This window comes from Vibrio sp. D173a (genome assembly GCF_030248475.1).
The window spans coordinates 49,721-72,262 of record NZ_JAHGAH010000005.1 but is presented as its reverse complement, the minus strand read 5'-3'; the positions used below and the strand labels follow the sequence as shown (position 1 = coordinate 72,262).

General features: G+C 47.2%; 19 protein-coding genes and 1 pseudogene. 11 read left to right on the top strand and 9 right to left on the bottom strand.

Annotation, left to right across the window (positions count from 1 at the left end):
* Window positions 1-108: 108 nt before the first annotated feature.
* Both KIV40_RS00440 and rpsU read right to left on the bottom strand, forming a co-directional pair.
* Complete coding sequence (locus KIV40_RS00440; RefSeq protein ID WP_005528790.1) at window positions 109-552, bottom strand: GatB/YqeY domain-containing protein; 444 nt, start codon at window positions 550-552, stop codon at window positions 109-111.
* Between the two features lie 28 nt (window positions 553-580).
* Complete coding sequence (rpsU, locus tag KIV40_RS00435) at window positions 581-796, bottom strand: 30S ribosomal protein S21 (RefSeq protein ID WP_001145625.1); 216 nt, start codon at window positions 794-796, stop codon at window positions 581-583.
* A gap of 230 nt (window positions 797-1,026) precedes the next feature.
* Between rpsU and tsaD the strand changes: the two genes are divergently transcribed.
* Both tsaD and KIV40_RS00425 read left to right on the top strand, forming a co-directional pair.
* A complete protein-coding gene (gene tsaD / locus KIV40_RS00430) occupies window positions 1,027-2,043 on the top strand; it encodes a tRNA (adenosine(37)-N6)-threonylcarbamoyltransferase complex transferase subunit TsaD (protein WP_041853246.1) in 1,017 nt (338 codons plus the stop codon).
* A 187-nt stretch (window positions 2,044-2,230) separates the two neighbouring features.
* The gene (locus KIV40_RS00425; protein WP_285347637.1) at window positions 2,231-3,046 is read left to right on the top strand and encodes an alpha/beta fold hydrolase; all 816 of its coding nucleotides are present in this window, start codon (window positions 2,231-2,233) and stop codon (window positions 3,044-3,046) included.
* A gap of 37 nt (window positions 3,047-3,083) precedes the next feature.
* Here the strand turns inward: KIV40_RS00425 and plsY are convergent, their stop codons facing one another.
* On the bottom strand, window positions 3,084-3,695 hold the full coding sequence (gene plsY, locus KIV40_RS00420; RefSeq protein WP_005528783.1) for a glycerol-3-phosphate 1-O-acyltransferase PlsY: 612 nt from the start codon (window positions 3,693-3,695) through the stop codon (window positions 3,084-3,086).
* Window positions 3,696-3,960: 265 nt separating this feature from the next.
* On the opposite strand from plsY, the gene folB reads away from it, so the two are divergent.
* From folB to KIV40_RS00405, 3 genes are read left to right on the top strand one after another with little or no spacing between them, the layout of a single operon-like run.
* Window positions 3,961-4,320 (top strand): bifunctional dihydroneopterin aldolase/7,8-dihydroneopterin epimerase, encoded by a 360-nt coding sequence (gene folB, locus KIV40_RS00415; protein ID WP_285347636.1) that lies wholly within the window; start codon window positions 3,961-3,963, stop codon window positions 4,318-4,320.
* A complete protein-coding gene (gene folK, locus KIV40_RS00410) occupies window positions 4,317-4,799 on the top strand; it encodes a 2-amino-4-hydroxy-6-hydroxymethyldihydropteridine diphosphokinase (protein ID WP_012126956.1) in 483 nt (160 codons plus the stop codon). Before folB ends, folK begins: the two co-directional genes overlap by 4 nt.
* Before the next feature lie 15 nt (window positions 4,800-4,814).
* Window positions 4,815-5,618 carry an undecaprenyl-diphosphate phosphatase gene (locus KIV40_RS00405; RefSeq protein WP_012126957.1) on the top strand — a complete coding sequence of 268 codons (804 nt, stop codon included), beginning with the start codon at window positions 4,815-4,817 and terminating at the stop codon, window positions 5,616-5,618.
* 72 nt (window positions 5,619-5,690) lie between these two features.
* Here the strand turns inward: KIV40_RS00405 and KIV40_RS00400 are convergent, their stop codons facing one another.
* The gene (locus KIV40_RS00400) at window positions 5,691-6,911 is read right to left on the bottom strand and encodes a multifunctional CCA addition/repair protein (protein ID WP_285347635.1); all 1,221 of its coding nucleotides are present in this window, start codon (window positions 6,909-6,911) and stop codon (window positions 5,691-5,693) included.
* Between the two features lie 148 nt (window positions 6,912-7,059).
* Here KIV40_RS00400 and KIV40_RS00395 point away from each other — a divergent pair, with 148 nt between their 5' ends.
* Together KIV40_RS00395 and KIV40_RS00390 are read left to right on the top strand one after the other, a co-directional pair.
* A complete protein-coding gene (locus KIV40_RS00395; RefSeq protein ID WP_103413598.1) occupies window positions 7,060-8,685 on the top strand; it encodes an ExeA family protein in 1,626 nt (541 codons plus the stop codon).
* Window positions 8,685-9,407 (top strand): general secretion pathway protein GspB, encoded by a 723-nt coding sequence (locus tag KIV40_RS00390; protein WP_285347634.1) that lies wholly within the window; start codon window positions 8,685-8,687, stop codon window positions 9,405-9,407. Before KIV40_RS00395 ends, KIV40_RS00390 begins: the two co-directional genes overlap by 1 nt.
* Window positions 9,408-9,638: 231 nt before the next feature.
* Here KIV40_RS00390 and KIV40_RS00385 read toward each other — a convergent pair whose 3' ends face one another.
* The 3 genes from KIV40_RS00385 to KIV40_RS00375 all read right to left on the bottom strand — a co-directional run bounded on the left by KIV40_RS00385 (window position 9,639) and on the right by KIV40_RS00375 (window position 12,502).
* Entirely contained in the window at window positions 9,639-10,250 is a 612-nt protein-coding gene (locus KIV40_RS00385) for a TIGR04211 family SH3 domain-containing protein (RefSeq protein ID WP_005528771.1), read from the bottom strand.
* Window positions 10,251-10,431: 181 nt separating this feature from the next.
* Window positions 10,432-11,691 (bottom strand): inorganic phosphate transporter, encoded by a 1,260-nt coding sequence (locus tag KIV40_RS00380; protein WP_012126961.1) that lies wholly within the window; start codon window positions 11,689-11,691, stop codon window positions 10,432-10,434.
* Between the two features lie 130 nt (window positions 11,692-11,821).
* A complete protein-coding gene (locus tag KIV40_RS00375) occupies window positions 11,822-12,502 on the bottom strand; it encodes a TIGR00153 family protein (protein ID WP_005431974.1) in 681 nt (226 codons plus the stop codon).
* A 205-nt stretch (window positions 12,503-12,707) separates the two neighbouring features.
* On the opposite strand from KIV40_RS00375, the gene KIV40_RS00370 reads away from it, so the two are divergent.
* Window positions 12,708-14,240: an inorganic triphosphatase gene (locus tag KIV40_RS00370; RefSeq protein ID WP_285347633.1), complete on the top strand. Its 1,533-nt coding sequence runs from the start codon at window positions 12,708-12,710 to the stop codon at window positions 14,238-14,240.
* On the opposite strand, the gene KIV40_RS00365 is transcribed toward KIV40_RS00370, so the two are convergent.
* Window positions 14,225-15,088 (bottom strand): ion transporter, encoded by an 864-nt coding sequence (locus KIV40_RS00365; RefSeq protein ID WP_285347632.1) that lies wholly within the window; start codon window positions 15,086-15,088, stop codon window positions 14,225-14,227. The two genes, KIV40_RS00370 and KIV40_RS00365, sit on opposite strands and share 16 nt — an antisense overlap.
* 48 nt (window positions 15,089-15,136) lie before the next feature.
* Here KIV40_RS00365 and KIV40_RS00360 point away from each other — a divergent pair.
* The 3 genes and pseudogenes from KIV40_RS00360 to hldE all read left to right on the top strand — a co-directional run bounded on the left by KIV40_RS00360 (window position 15,137) and on the right by hldE (window position 20,863).
* Window positions 15,137-16,391, top strand: a pseudogene (locus tag KIV40_RS00360) (methyl-accepting chemotaxis protein).
* A gap of 120 nt (window positions 16,392-16,511) precedes the next feature.
* Window positions 16,512-19,355, top strand: a complete 2,844-nt coding sequence (gene glnE / locus KIV40_RS00355; RefSeq protein WP_285347631.1) for a bifunctional [glutamate--ammonia ligase]-adenylyl-L-tyrosine phosphorylase/[glutamate--ammonia-ligase] adenylyltransferase — start codon at window positions 16,512-16,514, stop codon at window positions 19,353-19,355.
* A gap of 77 nt (window positions 19,356-19,432) precedes the next feature.
* Window positions 19,433-20,863 carry a bifunctional D-glycero-beta-D-manno-heptose-7-phosphate kinase/D-glycero-beta-D-manno-heptose 1-phosphate adenylyltransferase HldE gene (gene hldE, locus KIV40_RS00350; protein ID WP_005528761.1) on the top strand — a complete coding sequence of 477 codons (1,431 nt, stop codon included), beginning with the start codon at window positions 19,433-19,435 and terminating at the stop codon, window positions 20,861-20,863.
* 301 nt (window positions 20,864-21,164) lie between these two features.
* On the opposite strand, the gene tolC is transcribed toward hldE, so the two are convergent.
* Window positions 21,165-22,502, bottom strand: coding sequence for an outer membrane channel protein TolC (tolC, locus tag KIV40_RS00345; RefSeq protein ID WP_012126967.1), 1,338 nt, complete (start codon window positions 22,500-22,502; stop codon window positions 21,165-21,167).
* Between the last annotated feature and the right edge of the window lie 40 nt (window positions 22,503-22,542).

Here is a 22,542-nt window from a genome sequence, read left to right as displayed (position 1 = left end):
GGTTACAAAGAAAAGCATATGTGAGGCTTTTTGTTATTCCATTCTGCCAGATACAAACAAGCCGTGCGTTCCAAAGGATAGCACGGCTTGCTGCAATTGGGTGGGGTATTAAGCCAATTTAGCGCGAACTAAACCGCTCACTTTACCCATATCTGCACGCCCTTGAATTTGCGGTTTCAGAACGCCCATTACTTTGCCCATGTCTTGCATGCCAGCTGCGCCAGATTCAGCAATTGCGTTCTCGATAAGAGCAGCAACTTCTTCGTCTGTCAGTGGTTGAGGCATAAAGTCCTCAAGAACGGTAATTTCAGCTTGTTCCGCATCAGCAAGATCTTGACGACCTGCTGCTTCAAATTGCGATACAGAGTCGCGACGTTGTTTAACCATCTTGGTCAGTACAGCAAGGATGTCGTCATCGCCCAGAATAATCTGTTCGTCAACTTCACGCTGCTTAACTGCTGATAGAGCTAAACGAATAGTACCAAGGCGCAATTTGTCCTTGGCTTTCATCGCTAATTTTTGCTCTTCTTTGAGTTTATCAATCAGAGCCATAACTAAATTCCTTTCCGGAGCTCAGTTATTAGTACAGGCGAACGCGACGAGCGTTTTCGCGAGCTAGCTTCTTAGCGTGACGCTTTTGAGCTGCTGCTTTAGCGCGTTTGCGAACTGTAGTTGGTTTTTCGTAGTGCTCACGACGACGCACTTCAGAAAGGATACCTGCTTTTTCGCAAGAGCGCTTGAAACGACGTAGAGCAACGTCGAACGGTTCGTTTTCACGTACTTTAACTACTGGCATATGCCTTTCACCTCAGGGGTTATTCGTTAACGCTGGAATTTAATGAACCAAACCACAATTGTTTGGTCAGTTACCAGCTTGATCAAAAATGGTGCGGAATTTTAATCCGATCAACACAGCTTTGTAAAGCCTTTTATCGCTTATTGTCTGTACAAAATTTGTTTGAAGCACCAAGGCAGGGTAATATGACGCCCAAATTTCCTCTATATAGAAAGCATACTGAGAAAACCATGCGCATTATTGGTATTGAAACCTCTTGTGACGAGACTGGCATCGCGATTTATGACGATAAAAAAGGTCTGCTATCACACAAGCTTTACAGCCAAGTAAAACTTCACGCAGATTACGGCGGCGTGGTGCCTGAGTTGGCTTCACGTGACCATGTTAAGAAAACCATCCCTCTTATTAAAGAGGCACTGAAAGAAGCAAATCTGACTTCTAAAGACATTGACGGTGTAGCATACACGGCAGGTCCAGGTTTGGTGGGCGCACTCCTTGTTGGTGCTACCATCGGTCGCAGTATTGCTTACGCTTGGGGTGTACCAGCGGTGCCTGTTCACCACATGGAAGGTCACCTACTGGCGCCTATGCTAGAAGATAATCCACCACCGTTCCCATTTGTGGCGGTATTGGTATCGGGTGGTCACTCAATGATGGTGGAAGTAAAAGGCATCGGCGAGTACAAAATCCTAGGCGAATCAATTGACGATGCGGCGGGTGAGGCATTCGATAAGACGGCGAAGCTAATGGGCTTAGATTACCCAGGTGGTCCGCTGCTTTCTAAGCTGGCTGAAAAAGGCACACCGGGTCGCTTTAAATTCCCACGTCCAATGACGAATGTACCAGGCTTGGACATGAGTTTCTCTGGTCTAAAAACCTTTACGGCTAACACGATTGCTGCCAACGGTGATGATGAGCAAACACGTGCAGATATCGCTTTAGCATTCGAAGAAGCGGTATGTGCTACGCTGGCTATCAAATGTAAGCGCGCACTTGAGCAAACGGGTATGAAACGCATTGTTATTGCTGGTGGTGTAAGTGCGAACCGCCGTCTGCGTGCAGAGCTTGAGAAGCTGGCGAAGAAAGTTGGCGGCGAAGTTTACTACCCACGCACTGAGTTTTGTACCGATAACGGTGCGATGATCGCTTACGCAGGTATGCAACGTTTGAAGAACGGCGAGGTGGCTGATATGTCAGTTGAAGCTCGCCCACGTTGGCCGATCGATCAACTAACACCAATCGCGTAATCAAACTTTCGCTGAAGGTTTGAAATAGATTTACGAAGATAAAGGTCTCTGCTCATCAGAGGCCTTTATTTTTAGATATCTAATTGAAAGGCTTTGTGTAATTGATGGTAAGAGCCTGACTGATGCGAGCAGTTTTATATCGTTTCAGTGATAGGGTGGTTCTCAAAAATAATAGATGGATATAACAATGAACAAGTTTGAAATTGAAGGCCAGCAACTTGCTTACTTAGATAAGGGTGAAGGCCCAGTGCTTCTGTTTGGTCACAGCTATCTTTGGGATTGCCAAATGTGGGCACCACAAATTGAAGTGTTGAGCCAATCTTACCGCTGTATCGTGCCAGACCTTTGGGCACACGGTGAGTCGGATGCTGCACCCGCTTCAACACGATCTTTGGTGGATTACGCACAGCACATGTTGGCGTTGATGGATCATCTGGAGATCGAGCAGTTCTCTATTGTTGGCTTGTCTGTCGGCGGTATGTGGGGGGCTGAGCTAACTTCTCAAGCACCTCAACGTGTGAAGTCATTGGTTCTGATGGATACATTCATCGGTCTAGAACCTGAAGTGACGCATAAAAAGTATTTCGCAATGTTAGATACCATCAGCCAAGTGCAAGCTGTTCCGGCACTGATTGTTGAAGCTGTAACGCCGCTATTCTTTGCTAATAATGCAGAGCAAGTGAATCAGGTATTGGTTGCATCATTCAAGCAAAGCCTTGAAGCATTGCAAGGTGAGCGTGCAGCCGAAGTCGCCCGTGTTGGTCGTATGGTGTTTGGCCGCCGTGATGTGATTGAAGATTCTGAAATGTTTGCATTGCCAACGTTAATTGCGGTTGGTCGTGAGGATAAGCCACGTCCAGTATTTGAATCTTACTTAATGAATGACTGCATTACTGGCAGTGAGTTGGTGGAGATCCCTGAAGCAGGCCACATTAGTTCTCTAGAGCAGCCAGAGTTCGTTAACCAAATGCTGTTAGACTTTCTAAACAAAGTGCACGCATAGTTCTGCGTTCGAAAGCTTAAAACTAAAAAACTCGGCATCAAGCCGAGTTTTTTTCTATCAGTTTCTTTTCACCAATTTTAGGCTCTTCGCCGGACAATAAACGGCGGATATTTTGGTGATGCTTAAATACAATCAAGCAGCACAGCATGGCAACGGGCAGAGTGTATTGGGGTTTGAACATCCACGTATAAAACGGGGTAACTAAGACCGTCACTAATGCAGCCAAAGAAGAGTAGCGAAATAGCACCGCGACCGACAACCAAGTCAGCATCACCAACCCTGTTAAATCCAAACCGATAGGCGCAATTGCGCCAAGTGCCGTTGCTACACCTTTTCCACCTTTAAAATGGAAGAAGATCGGATACATATGACCAAGACAGGCTGCAATAGCGATGACGCCAAGGATGATAGGGTCGATACCAAGGAAGTAACCGCCCCAAACCGGAATGGTGCCTTTGAGCATATCGCAGAGCAATACTGCGACCGCCGCGCCTTTTCCGCCGATGCGTAACACATTGGTTGCACCTGGGTTATTTGACCCCACTTTACGCGGGTCTGGCAACCTTAATAAACGACAAATCAGCACCGCACTGGAGATCGAACCCAGCAAATAGGCGGCCATTGTCATTATCAGTGCCAGTGCGTCCATAGAAGTCCTTGATGGATTGGAATTTAATGCTCAGTTCCTGAGTAGTTGCTATCATACCGCGATTCGGCGGTGAGCAAAAATACTCTCTGCGATAGAGCTTGCATTATGGGATTTCTTGTATATAAAGAGTCTTCGCAGTTTATACCCAAGTGACTTTTACCGCCAATTGACGCGCTTAAAGGTCTCTATAGGTTGCTTGGGTATAGAATAGTACGATCAAATTGCCCAAATCGGGTATCCGACCTCTGAAATAGAAGGACATAAGATGGCTCTGGATAAAGTTTTTATTGAACAGTTAGAAGTAATCACCACCATAGGCGTTTACGATTGGGAGCAGCAAATTAAGCAGAAGCTGGTTCTGGATATCGAAATGGCGCATGACAACAAGCCGGCGGGTGAGAGTGATGATGTTCAAGACGCGTTGGATTACTCACAAGTGAGCGAAGCGGTGTTAAACCACATCGAAAATGGTCGCTTTTTGTTGGTTGAACGCGTTGCAGAAGAAGTTGCAGAGCTTATCATGCAGCGCTTCTCTGTGCCTTGGGTCAAAATTCGCTTAGCGAAACCAGGTGCGGTTCCTCAAGCACGCGCGGTGGGCGTTGTGATTGAGCGAGGCCAAGCATGATCAAAACGTATATCGGCGTAGGTACTAATATTGAAAGAGAGCACCACGCACTTGTGGCTTATCAAGAGCTGGAAAAGCTTGGCTGCGATCTGTGTGTTTCGCCGATATATGAATGCGAGCCTATTGGCTTTAGCAGTCAAAATTTCTACAACTTCGTGATTAGTTTCTTCACGGAGTTGTCACTCGAAGAGTTGAGTCACCGCTTACGCGAGATTGAATTTCAGTGGGGGCGTGAAGAAAACGCGCAAAAGTATCAGGATCGAACCTTAGATCTCGATATAGTCTTGTTCGGTGAGTGTATTTCGCAGCAAAAACCTGAGCTACCTCGCAGTGATATCTACAAATATCCTTTTGTAACAAAGCCCCTGTATGATCTCGAACCTCAATTGGTGATCCCCGGCGATGGCAGAACAATCGCAGATATTTGGCAGGCGATGCAGCCCGTCGATTCACTCAAACCAGTTTCCTTTTCACTTTAATCTTGAGTTGTTTACATGAGTTACTTTGAAGCCTTTATTCTGGCTCTGATTCAGGGTCTGACAGAGTTTTTGCCAATTTCCAGCTCTGCTCACTTGATCCTGCCTTCAGCCATTCTTGGTTGGGAAGACCAAGGCTTGGCATTTGATGTTGCCGTTCACGTTGGTACGCTAATGGCGGTGGTGATCTATTTCCGTCAAGAAGTGATCACGCTTTTCCAAGCACTGTTCGCCTCGATCTTTAAAGGTGATCGCAGCAAAGAAGCCAAACTGGCGTGGATGATCGTGATTGCAACGATCCCGGCGTGTGTATTTGGCCTACTGATGAAAGACATCATCGAAGTTTATCTGCGCAGTGCTTACGTGATTGCAACCACCACGATCATCTTTGGTCTGCTGCTTTGGTGGGTCGATAGGAATGCAGAGCTAGTGGCGGATGAGTACCAAACTGGCTGGAAGAAAGCCTTGTTCATTGGTATTGCTCAAGCGTTGGCGATGATTCCTGGTACGTCACGCTCTGGTGCAACCATTACTGCTGCACTTTACCTAGGCTTCACTCGTGAAGCGGCGGCACGTTTCTCATTCCTAATGTCTATCCCAATCATTACCTTAGCGGGTGGCTACCTAGGTATGAAGTTGGTGACAAGCGGTGAACCAGTACACATTGGCTTCCTACTAACGGGGATTGTGACGTCATTTATCAGTGCCTACATCTGTATTCACTTCTTCTTGAAGATGATTTCACGTATGGGCATGACACCATTCGTAATTTACCGTCTAATTCTAGGTTTCGGCCTGTTTGCGTTCTTGCTAATGGCTTAAACCCAATCCGAAGGAAAACGCCCGCTTGGTTAAGCGGGCGTTTTTGTTTGTCTCTCTTTTCTTTTGAGTAATTTACTTACCTAATGCAACTTTAACTGCTTCTGCACGACGTTTCTCTTGTTCATCACGGATTGCAGGGCCTTTGAAACCGTCTTTAATAATGGCTTGCACATCAACCGATGCCGCGGCTTGATAAGCGCGCATAAACAGTTCTGCTTGCGGGTACGGTTGGTCTTCTAGCCCCTTTCGGCCAGCATGATCGGCTTGGCAGCAAATTAAGATATCTTGCAGACGCTCAGCCTTGCGCCACACATCAAACTTGTTGAGGATTTTGATGATGGTTTGTGGTTTAAGCTCGGCTGCTCGGTGGATGTTAGAGTGTTGCTCGCAAACCATTAATGCTAAGTCGCGGAACTCATTTGGCACTCGTACGCGATCGCACAGCTTCTTGATAAGTTTTAAACCTGTGTGGCAATGCATTTTGTGACTTGGCCATTCGCTTTCTGGCGTTACACCTTTACCCAAATCATGCACTTGCGCTGCAAAGCGTACTGGCAGTGAATCGCTGAGCTTCGCAGCTTGCTGCGCGACCATTAAGGTGTGGATACCCGTATCGATCTCTGGATGCCATTTCTCTGGCTGAGGTACACCAAACAGCGCATCAATTTCTGGCAAGACAACGGCTAATGCACCGCAATCTCTTAAAACGGATAAAAACACGTCTGGGCGAGAGGTAGAAAGCGACTTATGCCATTCTTGCCAAACGCGTTCTGGCGTTAGCGTGCTTAGCTCGCCGGATTCGGCCATATCGCGCATCAGCTGCATGGTTTCCTCTGCGACACTAAAACCCAAGTGCGCTAACTTAGCCGCGAAGCGAGCAACACGTAAAACACGCAAAGGGTCTTCAACAAAAGCCTGCGAGACATGACGAAGTACTTTTGCATCGATATCTTTTTGGCCGCCATAAGGGTCATATAAGTTGCCATCTTCATCCATCGCCATGGCGTTGATAGTGAGGTCGCGACGGATGAGGTCTTCTTCTAGTGTGACGCTTTGATCAAAGAAACATTCAAAGCCAGTGTAACCCGCGCCAGATTTTCTTTCGGTTCGTGCAAGGGCGTGCTCTTCTTTAGTCTTGGGATGAAGAAACACAGGAAAGTCTTTCCCGACAGCAGTGTAGCCTTGGCTTTGCATCATTTCTGGTGTCGAGCCGACGACCACCCAATCTTTGTCATAACTGTCTATTCCGAGCAAATGATCTCGAACTGCACCACCAACTAAATAAACTTGCACGGATTACCTCTTAATTTATGGATATGACGTTGGACATTGTAGCAAGCAATGGTACTTTTCTTCACATCTAAAAGAACTTAGCGCTTTGTTTAAGTCTAATAAGGAATATCCCGATTTGATTGCGGGTGGGTTTTAGCTGGAGATCCTAATGTATAAGGACTTTTTCGGGTTTGTTGAACTGCCATTTTCGATTGTTCCAAACTCGCGTTATCTGTATCTGAGCCAACGTCATAAGGAGGCGATAACACATCTCCAAGCAGGGTTAGGTGATGGTGGTGGTTTTGCCATGCTAACTGGCGAGGTGGGGACAGGTAAAACCACGGTCGCAAAAGCCATGCTGGCGAATTTGGATGAGAACACCAAAGCTGGGTTGATTCTAAACCCAACGTTTTCGAGCCGAGATCTGCTCGAAGCCATCTGTGACGAATTCAAAATCACTTATCCTCAAGATGCGACACTCAAACAGCTTAACCAAGCGATTCATGATTACCTGCTGCGCAATCATAAATCGGGTTGGACAACCCTGTTGGTGATTGATGAAGCTCAGCACTTGGCAGCAGATGTGCTTGAGCAATTACGCCTGTTAACTAACTTAGAAACGGATACACGTAAGCTGCTCAAAGTGTTGTTGGTTGGCCAGCCAGAATTACAGCGTTTGTTACAAACCACACAACTGCGTCAGCTTGCTCAGCGTATTACCGGCCGTTACCACTTACTGCCACTGGATGACAAAGAAACCGCAGACTACATCACTTTCCGTTTGCATACTGCTGGTGGTGATAAACAGCTGTTTGACCGCAGTTCGACTAAGTTGATTGCCAAATACAGCCACGGTATTCCACGCTTGATTAACCTGATTTGTGATAAATCACTGAACATGAGTTATCACAAAGGCAATGTGACGGTGGATAAGCAAACCGTGCATCAAGCGTGTGAAGAAGTGATGCAGTTCCAAGCCGAGATTTACCAACAAGACAAACCTGTTCGCCGCAGTTTTGAATGGCCGATTTGGGGTTCGGCTGCAATCGGTGTTTGTGCCGCTGTTGGTATTGGTTGGGCTGTCATGCAACAAATGCCTCTAAAGCCGACCGCAAGCACTCAGCCAGTTCAGGTCGCTCAAGTAACGGCACCACAAGCCGTTGCGCCTGTGGTTAATGATCAATTGACGAATGAACAGCGCAATATGCTGCTAGAGCAGACTCAATCGAATCTAGCGGTGAACGAGCTTTACAAGCTTTGGGGGTATCGAGCTTCGGTACGTGACAACTTGTGTTTATCGGAGCCTCAATCGACCATGCGTTGTGAACGTAAAATGGCGACATGGCCATTGCTGGTACAACAAAACCGTCCGGTGATTTTAGAGCTCAACTACCAAGGCCAAGTGGGCTATGTGATCCTTTACGCGATTGGTGACAACAAAGTCGAAGTTCTCAACGGCAGCCAACGCCTTCGTTTGCCTGTGTCATGGATCAAGCCGCTGTGGCAAGGCAACATCATCGAACTTTGGCAAGCTCCGCTTAAAGATACTCTGCGCTTAGATATGGAAGGACCTGCGATTGACGTGCTTGACCAGTTATTAGCACAAGCCGTGAACGAGCAACCGCTTGGCAGTGACATTTACGATGGCGCACTGAAAGAGCGGGTCGAGTTGTTCCAGCGTTGGCAAGGAATCGGTGTTGATGGCATTGCAGGTAAACACACCTTAGAACGTTTGCAGCAGAGCGTTCAAATTGATGCTCCACAGCTAAAACAGATAAATGAGGAGGACGCATAATGTCAGTCATGAAGCATGTTGGACTCTTCCTGTTACCAATGAGTGTTACTGCGGTTGGGGCAGCTTGGTACTTGGATCTGTTTGCTCAAGAGGCTCCTGAACCTGTGGTCGTAGAGAAAGCACAAGCGTTAGCGAAGCCAGTAATGCCAATGGTGAAAGCAAAATTTGAAAGTTTGAGTTATCCAGACGAACCACAATTGGCGCAGTTGGAACGAGATTGGCCTACCGCGGAGCTATCGCAAGATTACGGTACTTTTGTCGATCAAAACTATGCGGCTAACAACGCAATTCCTGGGGAGCAGGATCTTTTAGAACCTTCACAACAAACGGTTAAAACCAGCCCGAGCATGCAGAGCCATGATGACCTTGGTTTATCGCTCGATGATCTCGATTTGTCCTCATTGTCGCCAGATTTGGCGCTGAAAGTTGAAAGTGCTTTATCAAACAATGATCAACCGTCACTGAATAGCTCTTCATCTGTTGGTGATCTGGAGCGTGAAGCTCGCCAGTGGCATGGTCGCTTGCCAGCTCTGAACTTACAGACTCACATGTATTCAAGTGATGCAAACCGTCGTTGGGTGAAGATCAACAACGTCGAGTACCATCAAGGTGATGTGGTTGATGGACAAGTCACGCTAAAAGAGATCCAACCGCAAGCAGTGATCGTCGAATTCCAAGGGGAACAAATCCGCATACCTGCGCTGTATGAATGGAAAGGGTAATAATACCGCTTGATTCTATTCCAAATCCAATTAGCCAGTGAGCTTTTGCCGCTGGCTTTTTTGTAGCCCCAACTTGGATTGGCTTATCGATTATAATTGTGCCCACGAGAAGGGGGAGCAACGCATTAGACGGGCTTAGAGAGCGAATATCACAGAGCCTCGTTGAACCAAACCAACAAAAAAGCCAGTCGAGTACGACTGGCTTTTCTTTATCGATTCAATTGGGAGCTATTATGCCCAACCTGCTGGCGATTTCTTTCTGCGAGGAATCAGGTGTGGCAGTACCAAACCAAATAGCAGACCAAGACCTGCAACACCACCACCGTAAGTGAAGTACTTCAGTAGCATGTCATCTTTTTGCGTGTCTAGCTTCGCGCGAAGTTCGCGGTTTTCTGTTTCAACAGAAGTAAGCTGGTCGCTGATTTCAGAGTATTTCTTCTCTAGGTCAGAAATCTGTTGGTTGCGCGTTTCTAGTGATGTCACTAGACCCGCTTTTTCGGTGTCTGAGTTCTGGCGTGCGTTTGCTAGTTGCTCTTTCACTTCTTTCAGCTCTTTCTCTACGCGAGGAAGGCGAATTGCCATGCTTTCTTGGTTCGTAACAAACTTGCTTTGCACCCAGCCTGTACGGCCACGAGCGTCACGGATTTGTGTGTAACCCGTGTCTTTGTTTGTTTGAAGAAGTTGTACTTTAGAGCCTGCGTTAACACTGCCCATAATGCGGTAAGTGTTGTTTGGACCAGAGTGCATAAAAGTGAATAGGTCATCAGAAATATAACGGTCTGCCGCTAGTGCCGCTGGCGCTGCTAGCAAAGTAAACAAAACCGTGATGATTAGTTTTTTCACAGTAAATCCCTTAACGATTTTCTTGGATACAGCTTTGGCACCGAATTATTGGAGCCGGAAATAGACGAATATTATGCAGTTTCAAACTTCGGTGCAACAAAGAAGGGAGGCAAAGCCTCCCTTTCTGTGCGTTTGAGTCAATAATGACAAAGAGCTTACATTGTATTGACGGTGTTTACTCTTACGAGAACATCGCTTGGATGCCGTAGAAGAATACTACTGCCAATAGTGCGCCTGCTGGTAGCGTAACGATCCAAGATGCAACGATGTTACGAACCACGCCTAGGTTAAGTGCTGCGATACCGCGAGCGAAACCTACACCTAGAACCGCACCTACTAGAGTTTGAGTAGTAGAGATAGGTAGACCAGTACCTGATGCTAGAACTACCGTACATGCTGTTGCTAGCTGAGCTGCAAAGCCACGGCTTGGTGTTAGTTCAGTAATACCAGTACCAACGGTAGCCATTACTTTATGACCTAGCGTTGCTAGACCAACTACGATACCAAAACCACCTAGCGGAAGAATCCACCATGCGATTGTGCTTTTCGCTGTAACTTCACCCATGTGTTCAACTGTTGAAACAACGGCAGACAGTGGACCGATCGCGTTAGCTACGTCGTTTGAACCGTGTGCGAATGCCATTGCACACGCTGTGATAACCATTAGTACGCTGAAGATACCTTCTACGCCAGCAAAGCTGTGGTCTTCTTCGCGGTTCGCGAATTTCTTCTGAATGTAGAAGTAACCGCCTGCCATTACTGCAGCAGAGACGATTGCTGCCCACATCCACGCTTCACCATTACTTAGGTGAAGGCCAACGTGTTTCAGACCTTTCTTAATTGTTACAAGTGCAATCACAATCGTCGTGATGAACATATACACTGGAACGAATCGTTTCGCGTTGAATAGTGGGTTCTCAGTATCAAAGATCAGACGCTGTGCGCTGACAAAGATAACGTAAGCAAAGAAGCCTGAGATAACCGGAGTAATAATCCAGCTACCGACAATCCCTTGAACACTGCTCCAGTCAACCGCTTCTGTACCTACAGACACACACGCAAAACCGATGATTGCACCGATGATAGAGTGAGTCGTTGATACAGGCCAGCCCATGTAAGAAGCAAGTAGAAGCCAAGTACCAGCCGCAAGAAGCGCTGACATCATGCCGTAGACAAGAATGTCAGGTTGGCTAGTAAATAGAGATGTTTCGATAACACCTTTACGGATAGTGTCGGTTACTTCACCGCCTGCAAGATATGCACCCGCAAATTCAAAGATCATTGCAATAATGATCGCTTGTTTAACGGTAAGCGCTTTTGAGCCAACAGATGTACCCATAGCATTAGCAACGTCGTTCGCGCCAATACCAATCGCCATCATGAAACCAAAAATCGCTGCAACAATAATCAGGACAGTGCCGTAGTTCGCAAGGATATCCATCGTAATACCTAGTTGTTTTATAACAAGCGGAGCAAAATTTTGCGCGCATCAGCCCATAAGACGGTGAAAATAGTCATCGTCCATCTGACACGCGTTAGTAATGCTCTTCGTTATGTCGTTAACTTATGTTTTAAGATCGAGATAGCATGACTTCCAAACGAGCACCTACGCGCTGCGCTTGGTCGGCAATACCACCTACCCATTCAAGAATCTTGTACAAGAACATGACATCGATAGGATTCATGTCAGCTTCAATCGCCATCAGTTGTTGGCGAAGTTCAATCTGCATTGCATCGGTGTCATCTTCAATTACGTCCAACTGATGAATCATTTCAGCAACGAGCGTTACTTCACGGCCTTTGAAGCCGGTCTCTAGGAGTTCATCAAGTTCGTTGATCACTTTTTGCGCCTGATCAGCCGCATCAAGACAACGTTGAACGTATGCGAGGAAGTTTGGTTGGAGAGCCTCAGGAATGACAAGTTGACGACCATATACACGGCCAGCAATGTCTTTTGCCAGGTTAGCAAGCTTGTCTTGTTGAGTCAGAAGCTCAAGCATGTCAGTACGATCGACTGGCATAAACAAACCGCGAGGCAGTTTTAGACGGATTTCACGTTTCAGCACGTCCGCTTCTTTCTCTAGGTGAGAAATTTGAGCACGGATTTCAGCTGCTTTTTCCCAGTCACCCTTTGAAGAAACTTCAAAGAACTTAACCAGGTGTGAACAACATTCGTTGACACACACAACGTGGCGCTGCAAAGGCTTAATTGGGGACTTTGCAAATAACCCCATAATTGTATTTACTGGCATGGTCATTCAACCTAATAACTATAACCTTAAAAAAACATACACCATTTCTTGGCGAAATGTTGAACGATGGCTATAAAGGCGCGCATGTTAACGCATTAAATCGCTCATTAAAACTGTTTTAGATCATCATTCGGGCGATATTTCTTTCTTGCCGTGTGAGAAATTAGGCAATATCCTGTTTCTATCTGCTTTGAAAGGTATAGCTATGGAAACCGAGATAGAACTGAAGTTTTTTGTTTCTCCTGAATTTTCAGAAACTTTAAGAGCTAAAATTTCCGAAACAAAAGTACTTCAGCACAGTAGTCGTGACTTAGGTAACACCTACTTTGATACCGCTGATAAATGGTTAAGAAAGCACGACATTGGTTTAAGAATTCGCCGTTTTGATGATGTTTTTGTCCAAACCGTAAAAACAGCAGGACGCGTTGTTGCGGGCCTTCATCAAAGACCAGAATACAACGCTGAGCACACCAGTAATGAGCCAGACCTCACGCTTCACCCTTCTGACATCTGGCCAACAGGTAAAGATGTCGCAACACTGCAAGCTGAGCTGACGCCTCTATTCTCTACTAACTTCACTCGCGAACAGTGGCTGATTGGTATGCCTGATGGCAGCCAAATTGAAGTCGCGTTCGACCAAGGCGCTGTGATTGCCCAAGGTGAAGATGGCGAAGAGAAACAAGATCCTATCTGTGAAGTTGAGCTAGAACTGAAATCTGGTCAAACAGAAGCGCTGTTCACGCTTGCTCGCAGCTTGTGTGACGCGGGCGGTATGCGTCTGGGTAACTTAAGCAAAGCGGCTAAAGGCTACCGTTTAGCAAGTGGCTACGCAGGTGATGAAGTCAAACCGCTGGCATTGGTCGACAGCACGAAAAACGACACCGTTGAATACTGCCTAATTAATTCACTAGAGCATGCGTTGTCGCATTGGCATTACCACGAGCAAATCTATGCTGAGCGTGATTGTGTTGAATCACTACGTGAAATCGTCAATGCGATTCGCTTTATCCGCCAAACTTTCACAATTTTTGGCAGTATGGTGCCGCGCCGAGCAAGTGCTATTTTGCGCCAAGAAATGAAGTGGCTCGAAGAAGAGCTAGAGTGGCTGGATGAACACGCGCACTTGGAAGAGCTGCTGGATGATAAAGGCAACGTGCTGCGTAAGCTTGATGCACGTAAGTTCTTAGTGTCTGAGCTGACTCAACAATTAGGTGAGCTCCCAAGTCGCGAAGCAGTGCTAGAACTACTGAGTTCGGCACGTTACACCAGTTTACTGCTGGATTTGAGCCGTTGGATCTTAACGCGCGGCTGGCAGCCATTCCTTGATGACAAGGCGCGCGAAAAGATGTCGAGCAACATCCAAGCCTTCTCTGTGAAGCAATTGGATCGCACTTGGGCTGAGCTGATGGAAGCTTTCCCTGCTGAGCGCGACTTATCAGCACAAGAGTATGTGGATCAACGTTACCGCTTGCTGCGTAACCTTTACACAGGTATTGGTTTTGCGAGTTTGTACGATGCCGAGGAGCGTACCAGCTTCCGTCTGCCGTGGGCGGATTTAGTGCACGGCATTGATGACCTACTGATGCTTAACCATCTGTTGCCATTAGTTGGCATGTTAGAAGGGGAAGAGCAAGAGCAACTTGAGCGTTGGTTACATCGCCAAGAGCGTTCCATTCTGCATGCGATGGATCAGACTCGAGCCATCAGCGTTGAAGTCGAACCCTACTGGCAAGAATAAAAACGAAAATAGGACCACAAGGTCCTATTTTTTTGTCTGTTGTTTTTTTTTTGCTCATGCAGTTCATCTTCGATCGATTGCAATCGATTTAAGATCTGTTCCTGCCTATCCAACACCTGTTCCAACAGTTTCTCTTTATTCTTTGAACGATTGTCTTGCTGGCGAGTTGGTGCTGTGAGAATCGATGTAATCAAACCTGAAATCATACCGAAGATACCCACGCCACAAATGATGATCAGCACCGCTAACAATTTGCCAGCCGTCGTGACTGGATAATGATCGCCATAACCTACGGTTGATATGGTGACAAAAGCCCACCACAAAGCGTCCGTACCCGTCTGAATGTTTGCCTCGGGGTTTTGTCCTTCGATAAATAGCATCGCGCTCGAACCAAGCGTAATGAGCACTACCATCAACAACAAGATTGAGGCTAATGTGGTTTCACGACGGTTTTGCTTGAGCTGGAAAAGAATGAATTTAGAAGAGCGTAAGACCAAGATGACACGCAAGATGTGAAATAAGCGTGCGTAGCGCAATGGCTCGATCATTGGGATGCTCGCCACAAAATCGATCCAGTGATGTTTGAGAAATGACCATCGATCTGCGGCTCGGATCAAATCTACGATGAGCTGAAGTAGAAAAATACTACAGATTATAAAATCCAGACCGATAAGTACTTGTCGGGTTTCGTGATCAAGCGGGAAAAACAACAGGCCAGAGATCACAAATAGTGCCATGAAGGACAAGATTAGTGATAGCAACCCCATCGGTTTAGTGCTGTCTTTGATATCATGGTTTTTCATACGAAGCTCGAAATAAATCGCGCAACCAGAGCCAAGTGCGCGCATAACTATAAGTAATACATAGACTATATAAGACTCGGTGGAGAACTGACAATGGAAAAGCTGGCATTTAAGCCGTGGGAAAGGGTGATATCCGACATCAAGCTCGTTCCGAAAATGGTCATGTTGATGGTATTCAGTACCATCCTGATTGTGGCAAAACAACTTTGGGGCGCTAATACGTTTTACAACTCATTACTTGCGGCGACACAGAATGAGCAAGTCGCCCAACAACATTATGAAGCTTATCTCACGCAAGTTGCATGGCAAACGGCATTATTTCGTTGTTTTTGTCGTGCTGTTGCTGGCGGCGGCACGCGTCATGCTTCGTCAAACGCAGTACTTGAGTGATGCGATCAAGCTAATGGCGAGTAAAAACCTATCTGTGCCTTTCGGTATGGATTGTAAAGACGAATACGGTGACGTAGCACGCGAGCTAGAGAAAACACGTCGTCAGTTGCACGATGTGATTCAAATGCAGATCAACGCCTCTGATGAACTGGCGACACTGACAGAAGTAATGACACTCAGCATGTCGGAAACCAAAGAGTCAGCGCAAGAAGAGTTCAATGAGATCGACCAACTTGCAACAGCCATGAGCGAGATGTCCTCGACGGTTCAAACGGTTGCAGATCATGCTCAAACTGCCTCAAGCTTAACTGAGCAAGCTTCAACACAAGCGGTGACAGGTCAGCAATTCCTACAGAAAACTGTGTCTAAGATGAGCGAACTGTCATCGGATATCGCTTCTTCGGCAAGTGCCGTTAACCAAGTAGAAGAACGTGTTGATGCCATCGGCAGCGTAGTTGGCACCATCCAAGGTATTTCTGAGCAAACTAACTTGCTCGCTCTAAATGCCGCAATTGAAGCAGCGCGAGCGGGTGAAGCTGGTCGTGGCTTTGCGGTGGTTGCAGATGAAGTTCGTAACCTTGCACAACGCACTCAGCAAGCGACAGTGGAAATTCAAGAGATGATCACCCAGCTTCAATCAAGCGCAACCTCAGCGGTTGAGTTGATGGAGAAGAGTGTGGTTGAAGCGGCTGAAGGTGTAGAACTGGTTTCGAATGCGGGCAGCGAGCTTGACGGTATTGTTGGCCAAGTGACGCAAATCAACGACATGAACTTCCAGATCGCAACGGCGTCAGGTCAGCAAAGTAGCGTCGCAGAAGAAATGAGCCAGAACCTAACAAACGTCCGTGAGTTAGTAGAAGCATCGGTAGTGGTTGTTACCGAGTTATTGGAAACTTCTGAGATGATGCAAAACAATGCCGAAGAGCTAGATAAGAAGATTAAATCTTTTGAAGTCTAGTTTCAGTAAGCTTTGATAAAACGCCCACAAACCTTTTGTGGGCGTTTTTATTTATACCAACTCTGGTATAAAAGAGTGTATACCTCTCAAACCACAGTGCTTTTCACACAAGGAAGAAAAATGCAGCTGCCTTCTTCACTGATTTCTGTCGCGGATTCTGCGGTTCAAAACGCCGAGCAAGCGGGATATTTTCAACAATGGCCAAGTGAGATTGCCGAGCAGTTTCGTTTTGTCTCTGGCCTTAGCAAGTTCATTACCGAAGTGATTCATCGTGATGAGAAGCTGGCGCAAGACTTGCCCTCTATGCTCTCAGAAAGCAGTCGACAACAAGCGTATCGTGCACGCTTGGCTGAGCTCTTAGCTGAATGCCAAGATGAAATGGCTGGCCATCGTGTGCTGCGCCAGTTCCGTAACCGCGAGATGGCCTACATTGCGTGGAAAGACTTCACTCATACTTGGACATTAGAAGAGTCGCTCAGTCATTTGTCTCAATTGGCTGAGGCGATGATCTTCGAAACTTACCAATGGCAGTACAAGGTTTGCTGCAACGAGTGGGGCACCCCAACCAATGCGGAAGGTGAAGCGCAACCTATGCTGATCATCGGCATGGGCAAGCTTGGTGGCGGTGAGCTGAACTTCTCTTCTGATATCGACCTGATTTTCACTTATCCAGAAAACGGTGAGACCCAAGGTGCGCGCCGCAGCATTGCCAACGCGCAGTTCTTTACCCGTTTGGGTCAGCGCATCATTAAAGCACTCGACCAACAAACCTTTGATGGCTTCTGTTACCGCGTGGACATGCGTTTGCGCCCGTTTGGTGAAAGTGGCCCGTTGGTCATGAGCTACGCAGCGCTCGAAGACTATTACCAAGAACAGGGAAGGGATTGGGAACGCTACGCGATGATCAAAGCGCGCGTGATGGGCAGCGAGATGTATCCGCAATATCAAGAGTTACGCCAGATGCTGCGTCCGTTTGTTTTCCGTCGTTATATCGACTTCAGTGCGATTCAATCCCTGCGCCGCATGAAATCCATGATCAGCAGTGAAGTGCGCCGTCGTGGTTTGAGTAACAACATCAAATTGGGCGCGGGCGGCATTCGTGAGATTGAGTTTATCGCTCAAGTGTTCCAGTTAATTCGTGGTGGTCGCGAGCCATCTTTACGTGGCCGTGGCCTGCTAGAAACCTTAAGTGCAATCGGTGAATTGGGTCAGCTAACTCAACCAGAGGTCGATAACCTTGAAGCGGCTTATAAGTACCTGCGCCAACTAGAAAACTTGCTGCAAGCGATGGTAGACAAGCAAACGCAAACTTTGCCCGATTGTGCAGACGAGCAGCTAAAACTTGCCACTGCAATGCGCTTTGATAGTTGGGATGCGCTCATTGCTCAAACTCAACAACACATGGCAAACGTGCATAAGGTGTTTGAAAGCTTGATTGGTGATGATGAAGAGGACGAAGCGGAAGCCGTCGCTCGTCATTTCCATGAGTTGTGGGACATGGCGACTAAACAAGACGTGCTTGAACACGTTCTACAAGAGGACATCAAAGCTGAGAACCCAGAACACTTGGCTAAAACCATCATGCAGTTCAAAGCAGATTTGGCGAAGAAGACACTTGGCCCACGTGGTCGAGAAGTGCTGACCAAATTGATGCCAAAAGTGTTTGATGCAGTATTTGCCCACCCAGATGCGCAATTTGGTTTGCCGCGAGTTTTGCACTTGCTGCACAACATCTGTACTCGAACAACGTACCTTGAGTTGTTGGATGAGCATCCGGCGGCGTTAGTGCAATTGGTTCGCCTGTGTACCGCTAGCCCAATGATTTCAGAGCAGCTATCGCGCTACCCGATTCTGCTCGATGAGTTGATCGATCCTCAGCATCTGTACAACCCAATTCCACTCGATAGCTACCGAACAGAGCTACGTGACTTCCTTGCTCGCATTCCAGAGGATGATATGGAGCAGCAAATGGAAGCGCTGCGTCAGTTTAAGCAGATCTGTATCCTCCGCATTGCCGCTGCAGACATTGCTGGCGTACTTCCTGTGATGAAAGTGAGTGACCACTTAACCTACTTGGCAGAAGCGATTGTCGAAGCGGTAGTGAACCAAGCGTGGTTACAAGTGTCGGAAAAATATGGCGAACCGACGCATGTCAAAGATCGTGAAGGCAAGGGCTTTGCTGTCATTGGTTACGGGAAAGTTGGCGGCTGGGAGCTGGGCTATAACTCAGACCTTGATATCGTCTTCATGCATGATTGCCCAGTAAACGTCTATACCGATGGTAAGAAAGAAATCGATGGTCGCCAGTTCTACCTTCGTTTGGCGCAGCGCATCATTCATATTTTCTCAACCCGCACTGCATCAGGCATTCTGTACGAAGTGGATACTCGCTTACGTCCATCTGGCGCTTCAGGCTTGTTGGTAAGCCCAACCGATGCGTTTGACGACTACCAACATAAAGACGCTTGGACGTGGGAGCATCAAGCCCTAGTGCGTGCGCGCATGATTTATGGTGATGAGCCTTTGGCGATTGCCTTCCACAACACGCGTCATGACGTGCTGTGTAAACCGCGTGACCAAGACACGCTAAAGAAAGACGTGGTCGATATGCGTGAGAAAATGCGTGACCACTTGGGCGGGAAAAAGTCCGGTCGTTTTATGCTTAAGCAAGATAACGGCGGCATTACCGATATTGAATTTCTCGCTCAATACCTTGTGCTCAACTACAGTCACAGTAAGCCGAAGCTGATTCGCTGGTGCGATAATGTACGTATTTTTGAAACCCTGATTGCACAAGGTGTCATGGAAGAAGATCAAGCGATGCAACTGACGCGCGCATACACATCAATGCGTGACGAGATTCATCGTCGAAACTTGCTTAACTTAGATGCCGATGTGGCGGAAGAGAAATTTGTTGCTGAGCGAGAGTGGGTGAAGCAAGCATGGAATCAATGGTTTGCCTAAGCAGAAGTCGTGCACAAGGTTCAGCCTAGAAAAAGGCTGTGTTAAACTCACCGTGATTTAATTTTTGGAGACCAATAATGAAACCAATTCTACCTGATTACAACAGCGCTGGTGTGCTTATCATCGGCGATGTCATGCTAGATCGTTACTGGTATGGCCCGACTGGACGTATTTCTCCTGAAGCGCCAGTACCTGTTGTGAAAGTAGAAAACAATGAAGAGCGTCCGGGTGGTGCTGCGAACGTAGCAATGAACATTGCTTCACTCGGCGGTCACGCTCACATTGTTGGTCTAACGGGTATGGATGAGCCAGCGAAAGTACTGACGGAAACACTGAACTCGCTAAAAGTGAAATGCGATTTCGTTGCGCTGCCAGAGTACCCAACTATCACTAAGCTTCGCGTGATGAGCCGTGGTCAGCAATTGATTCGCCTGGATTTCGAAGACAAGTTCGAGAACACAGACGCTGAGCCAGTGCTGTCTCGCATGGAAACCGCACTACCAAGTGTGAAAGCAGTGATCATGTCTGACTACGCTAAAGGCTCTCTAGAACACGTGCAGGCTTACATTCAGAAAGCACGCGCTGCAAACATCCCTGTCTTCATTGACCCGAAGGGTGCGGACTTTGAACGCTACCGCGGAGCAACACTGCTTACTCCAAACATGAAAGAGTTCGAAGACGTTGTGGGTAAAGTGAAATCTGACCAAGAGCTAGTTGAGAAAGCACTGGCTTTGGTTGAAGAGTTCGAATTTGAAGCGCTATTGGTAACACGCAGCGAAAACGGTATGACCTTGATTCGCCGTGGGCAAGAGCCATTCCATTTGCCGACCCAAGCGAAAGAAGTGTACGACGTGACAGGCGCTGGTGACACAGTTATCTCTGTTCTTGCAGCATCTGTTGCTGCGGGTAAATCGTTTGAGGAAGCGTGTGCACTAGCAAACGCAGCCGCAGGTGTTGTGGTTGGCAAACTTGGTACATCAACGCTTTCTGAGATTGAGTTAGCAGAAGCGATTCACGGTAGCCAAGACACAGACTACGGTGTGATTTCAGAACAAGCACTGATTGAAGCAGTGAAGAAAGCACGTGCGAAAGGTGAGAAGGTTGTAATGACTAATGGTTGTTTCGACATTCTACACGCAGGACATGTGTCTTACTTAAACCATGCCGCTGAGCTGGGCGATCGCCTAATCGTTGCGGTCAATACCGATGAATCAGTGAAACGCCTTAAAGGCCCTGGTCGTCCAGTAAACCCAACTGATCGCCGTATGGCGGTACTGGCAGGCCTTGGCGCAGTAGATTGGGTTGTACCTTTCAGTGAAGATACACCGCAGCGTTTGATCTCTGAAGTGTTGCCAAGCTTGCTAGTGAAAGGCGGCGACTACAAACCAGAAGAGATTGCAGGTGGTAAAGAAGTGATTGCCGCAGGCGGTGAAGTGCGCGTACTGAACTTCGAAGATGGTTGCTCAACCAGTGAAATCATCAATGCCATCAAAGGCGGTAAAGGCTAATTCGTTTCTCGCCAAATTGATTATTAAAGGTCGCTTTCGAGCGGCCTTTGTTGTTTTTGGAGGAGTGAACCCAACCATAAACGCATTCCAGTCCTCCTCCTTTTCAAGGCGGAGTTAGAGGGGGTTAATGCTCGATGATTGAAGCCAGTGCAGTCAATTAGATCGAGAAGCAACCCTTGCCGAACCCTCCCCTTCGAAAGAGGAGGGGATCTAAAGCGCACTTGGCTTGGTTACTTTCTCCAACAAAAAACGCCAGTTGAAAAATCAACTGGCGTCTTGCGTGTTACTTAAATACCGATGCTTATTTTGCTGGCTTAAGGCCTGCATCCACATCTAGGATATCTTGCTCGCTCAATGTACCTACCGCTTGACGAAGCTGTAGGCCTGCAAGGATGTAGTTGTAACGTGCGTCTGATAGGTTCTTGTTCGCATCGTATAGACGACGAGTTGCGTCTAGTACATCAACGATAGTACGAGTACCTACATCGAAGCCTGCTTCTGTTGCCTCAAGGGCAGATTGTGCTGACACTACAGATTGCTCGTACGCTTTTAGTGCGCCGATAGAAGCGTTGATGTTGTTGTTCTGTGCACGCACTTCTTTCACAACACTACGGTATTCTTTCTCTAGTTCTTCACTTGCTGACACATAGCCGTATTCTGCTTGTTTCACTTCAGACGTTGTACGACCACCTGTGTATAGCGGCACAGCTAGGTTCACGCCAACATTGAAGCCGTCGGTTGTGTTATCTGCTGTACTTTCTGCTGTGTCGGAGTAGTTGTAACCACCGTCTAGAGATAGCGTCGGTAGGTGACCAGAGCTCGCTAGCGAAATGTTATCGCGAGCGATGTCTTGTGCGATACGCGCAGACAGTAGACTCAGGTTGGTTGTCTTCGCTTCTTCAATCAATGTTTCTGCTGATTCAGAAGAGCGGCTTGCAGAGAAACGCGCTGTATCCAGAACGTTTAGGTTCTTGTGCTCTTGGCCTGTGATTTCACGTAGCGATTCGTAGCTGTTGATCAGATCGTTTTCTGCTAATACTTCATCGGCTAGTACTGCATCGTACTGTGCCTGCGCATCGTGTACGTCAGTGATGGCTGATAGACCTACTTCAAAACGTTGCTTAGTTTGTTCAAGCTGACGGCCAACCGCTGCTTTTTCTGCACGAACAAATACTAAGTTATCTTGTGCACGTAGTACTTCAAAGTAAGCTTGAGAAACTCGAAGGATCAAACCTTGTTGTGTTGCGGCGTATGTTGCATCCGCACGACGAGCCGTTTTCTCCGCGGTATCTAAAGTGATCCAAGATGCACGGTTGTATAGCTCTTGCGAGAATCCAACACCAGCAGAAAGAACATTTTGGTCGTTATCGCGGTCTTCTCTGAAGACTGGTGTGTTTTTGTCGTAGTCAGTCTCACCACGAGCGATGTCGTAACCCGCAGTTAAGTTGATTTGTGGTAGTAGGGCACTGCGGCTAGAGTTGATTGCTTCAAAAGCTTGATCACGCTGCGCTGCTACACTGAGCAATTGAGGGTCGTTTTGTTTTGCTAAGTCATAGATTTCAGCAAGAGAGTCTGCCCATGCAGATGTGCTCATACTGCCTAGCGCTGCACTGATAAATAGTGGAAGCAGTTTTTTCATTTTCTATTCCCGCGGTCTATAGATTGGTTAATTCTCAGTA

Bases quoted from the DNA above. Each gene is read 5' to 3' on its own strand.
- tolC (WP_012126967.1), bottom strand. From the start codon at position 22,502: ATGAAAAAACTGCTTCCACTATTTATCAGTGCAGCGCTAGGCAGTATG.
- KIV40_RS00425 (WP_285347637.1), top strand. From the start codon at position 2,231: ATGAACAAGTTTGAAATTGAAGGCCAGCAACTTGCTTACTTAGATAAG.
- KIV40_RS00380 (WP_012126961.1), bottom strand. From the start codon at position 11,691: ATGGATATCCTTGCGAACTACGGCACTGTCCTGATTATTGTTGCAGCG.
- KIV40_RS00395 (WP_103413598.1), top strand. From the start codon at position 7,060: ATGTATAAGGACTTTTTCGGGTTTGTTGAACTGCCATTTTCGATTGTT.
- rpsU (WP_001145625.1), bottom strand. From the start codon at position 796: ATGCCAGTAGTTAAAGTACGTGAAAACGAACCGTTCGACGTTGCTCTA.
- KIV40_RS00440 (WP_005528790.1), bottom strand. From the start codon at position 552: ATGGCTCTGATTGATAAACTCAAAGAAGAGCAAAAATTAGCGATGAAA.
- folB (WP_285347636.1), top strand. From the start codon at position 3,961: ATGGCTCTGGATAAAGTTTTTATTGAACAGTTAGAAGTAATCACCACC.
- KIV40_RS00390 (WP_285347634.1), top strand. From the start codon at position 8,685: ATGTCAGTCATGAAGCATGTTGGACTCTTCCTGTTACCAATGAGTGTT.
- plsY (WP_005528783.1), bottom strand. From the start codon at position 3,695: ATGGACGCACTGGCACTGATAATGACAATGGCCGCCTATTTGCTGGGT.
- KIV40_RS00365 (WP_285347632.1), bottom strand. From the start codon at position 15,088: ATGCGCGCACTTGGCTCTGGTTGCGCGATTTATTTCGAGCTTCGTATG.
- glnE (WP_285347631.1), top strand. From the start codon at position 16,512: ATGCAGCTGCCTTCTTCACTGATTTCTGTCGCGGATTCTGCGGTTCAA.
- tsaD (WP_041853246.1), top strand. From the start codon at position 1,027: ATGCGCATTATTGGTATTGAAACCTCTTGTGACGAGACTGGCATCGCG.
- hldE (WP_005528761.1), top strand. From the start codon at position 19,433: ATGAAACCAATTCTACCTGATTACAACAGCGCTGGTGTGCTTATCATC.
- folK (WP_012126956.1), top strand. From the start codon at position 4,317: ATGATCAAAACGTATATCGGCGTAGGTACTAATATTGAAAGAGAGCAC.
- KIV40_RS00405 (WP_012126957.1), top strand. From the start codon at position 4,815: ATGAGTTACTTTGAAGCCTTTATTCTGGCTCTGATTCAGGGTCTGACA.
- KIV40_RS00370 (WP_285347633.1), top strand. From the start codon at position 12,708: ATGGAAACCGAGATAGAACTGAAGTTTTTTGTTTCTCCTGAATTTTCA.
- KIV40_RS00375 (WP_005431974.1), bottom strand. From the start codon at position 12,502: ATGCCAGTAAATACAATTATGGGGTTATTTGCAAAGTCCCCAATTAAG.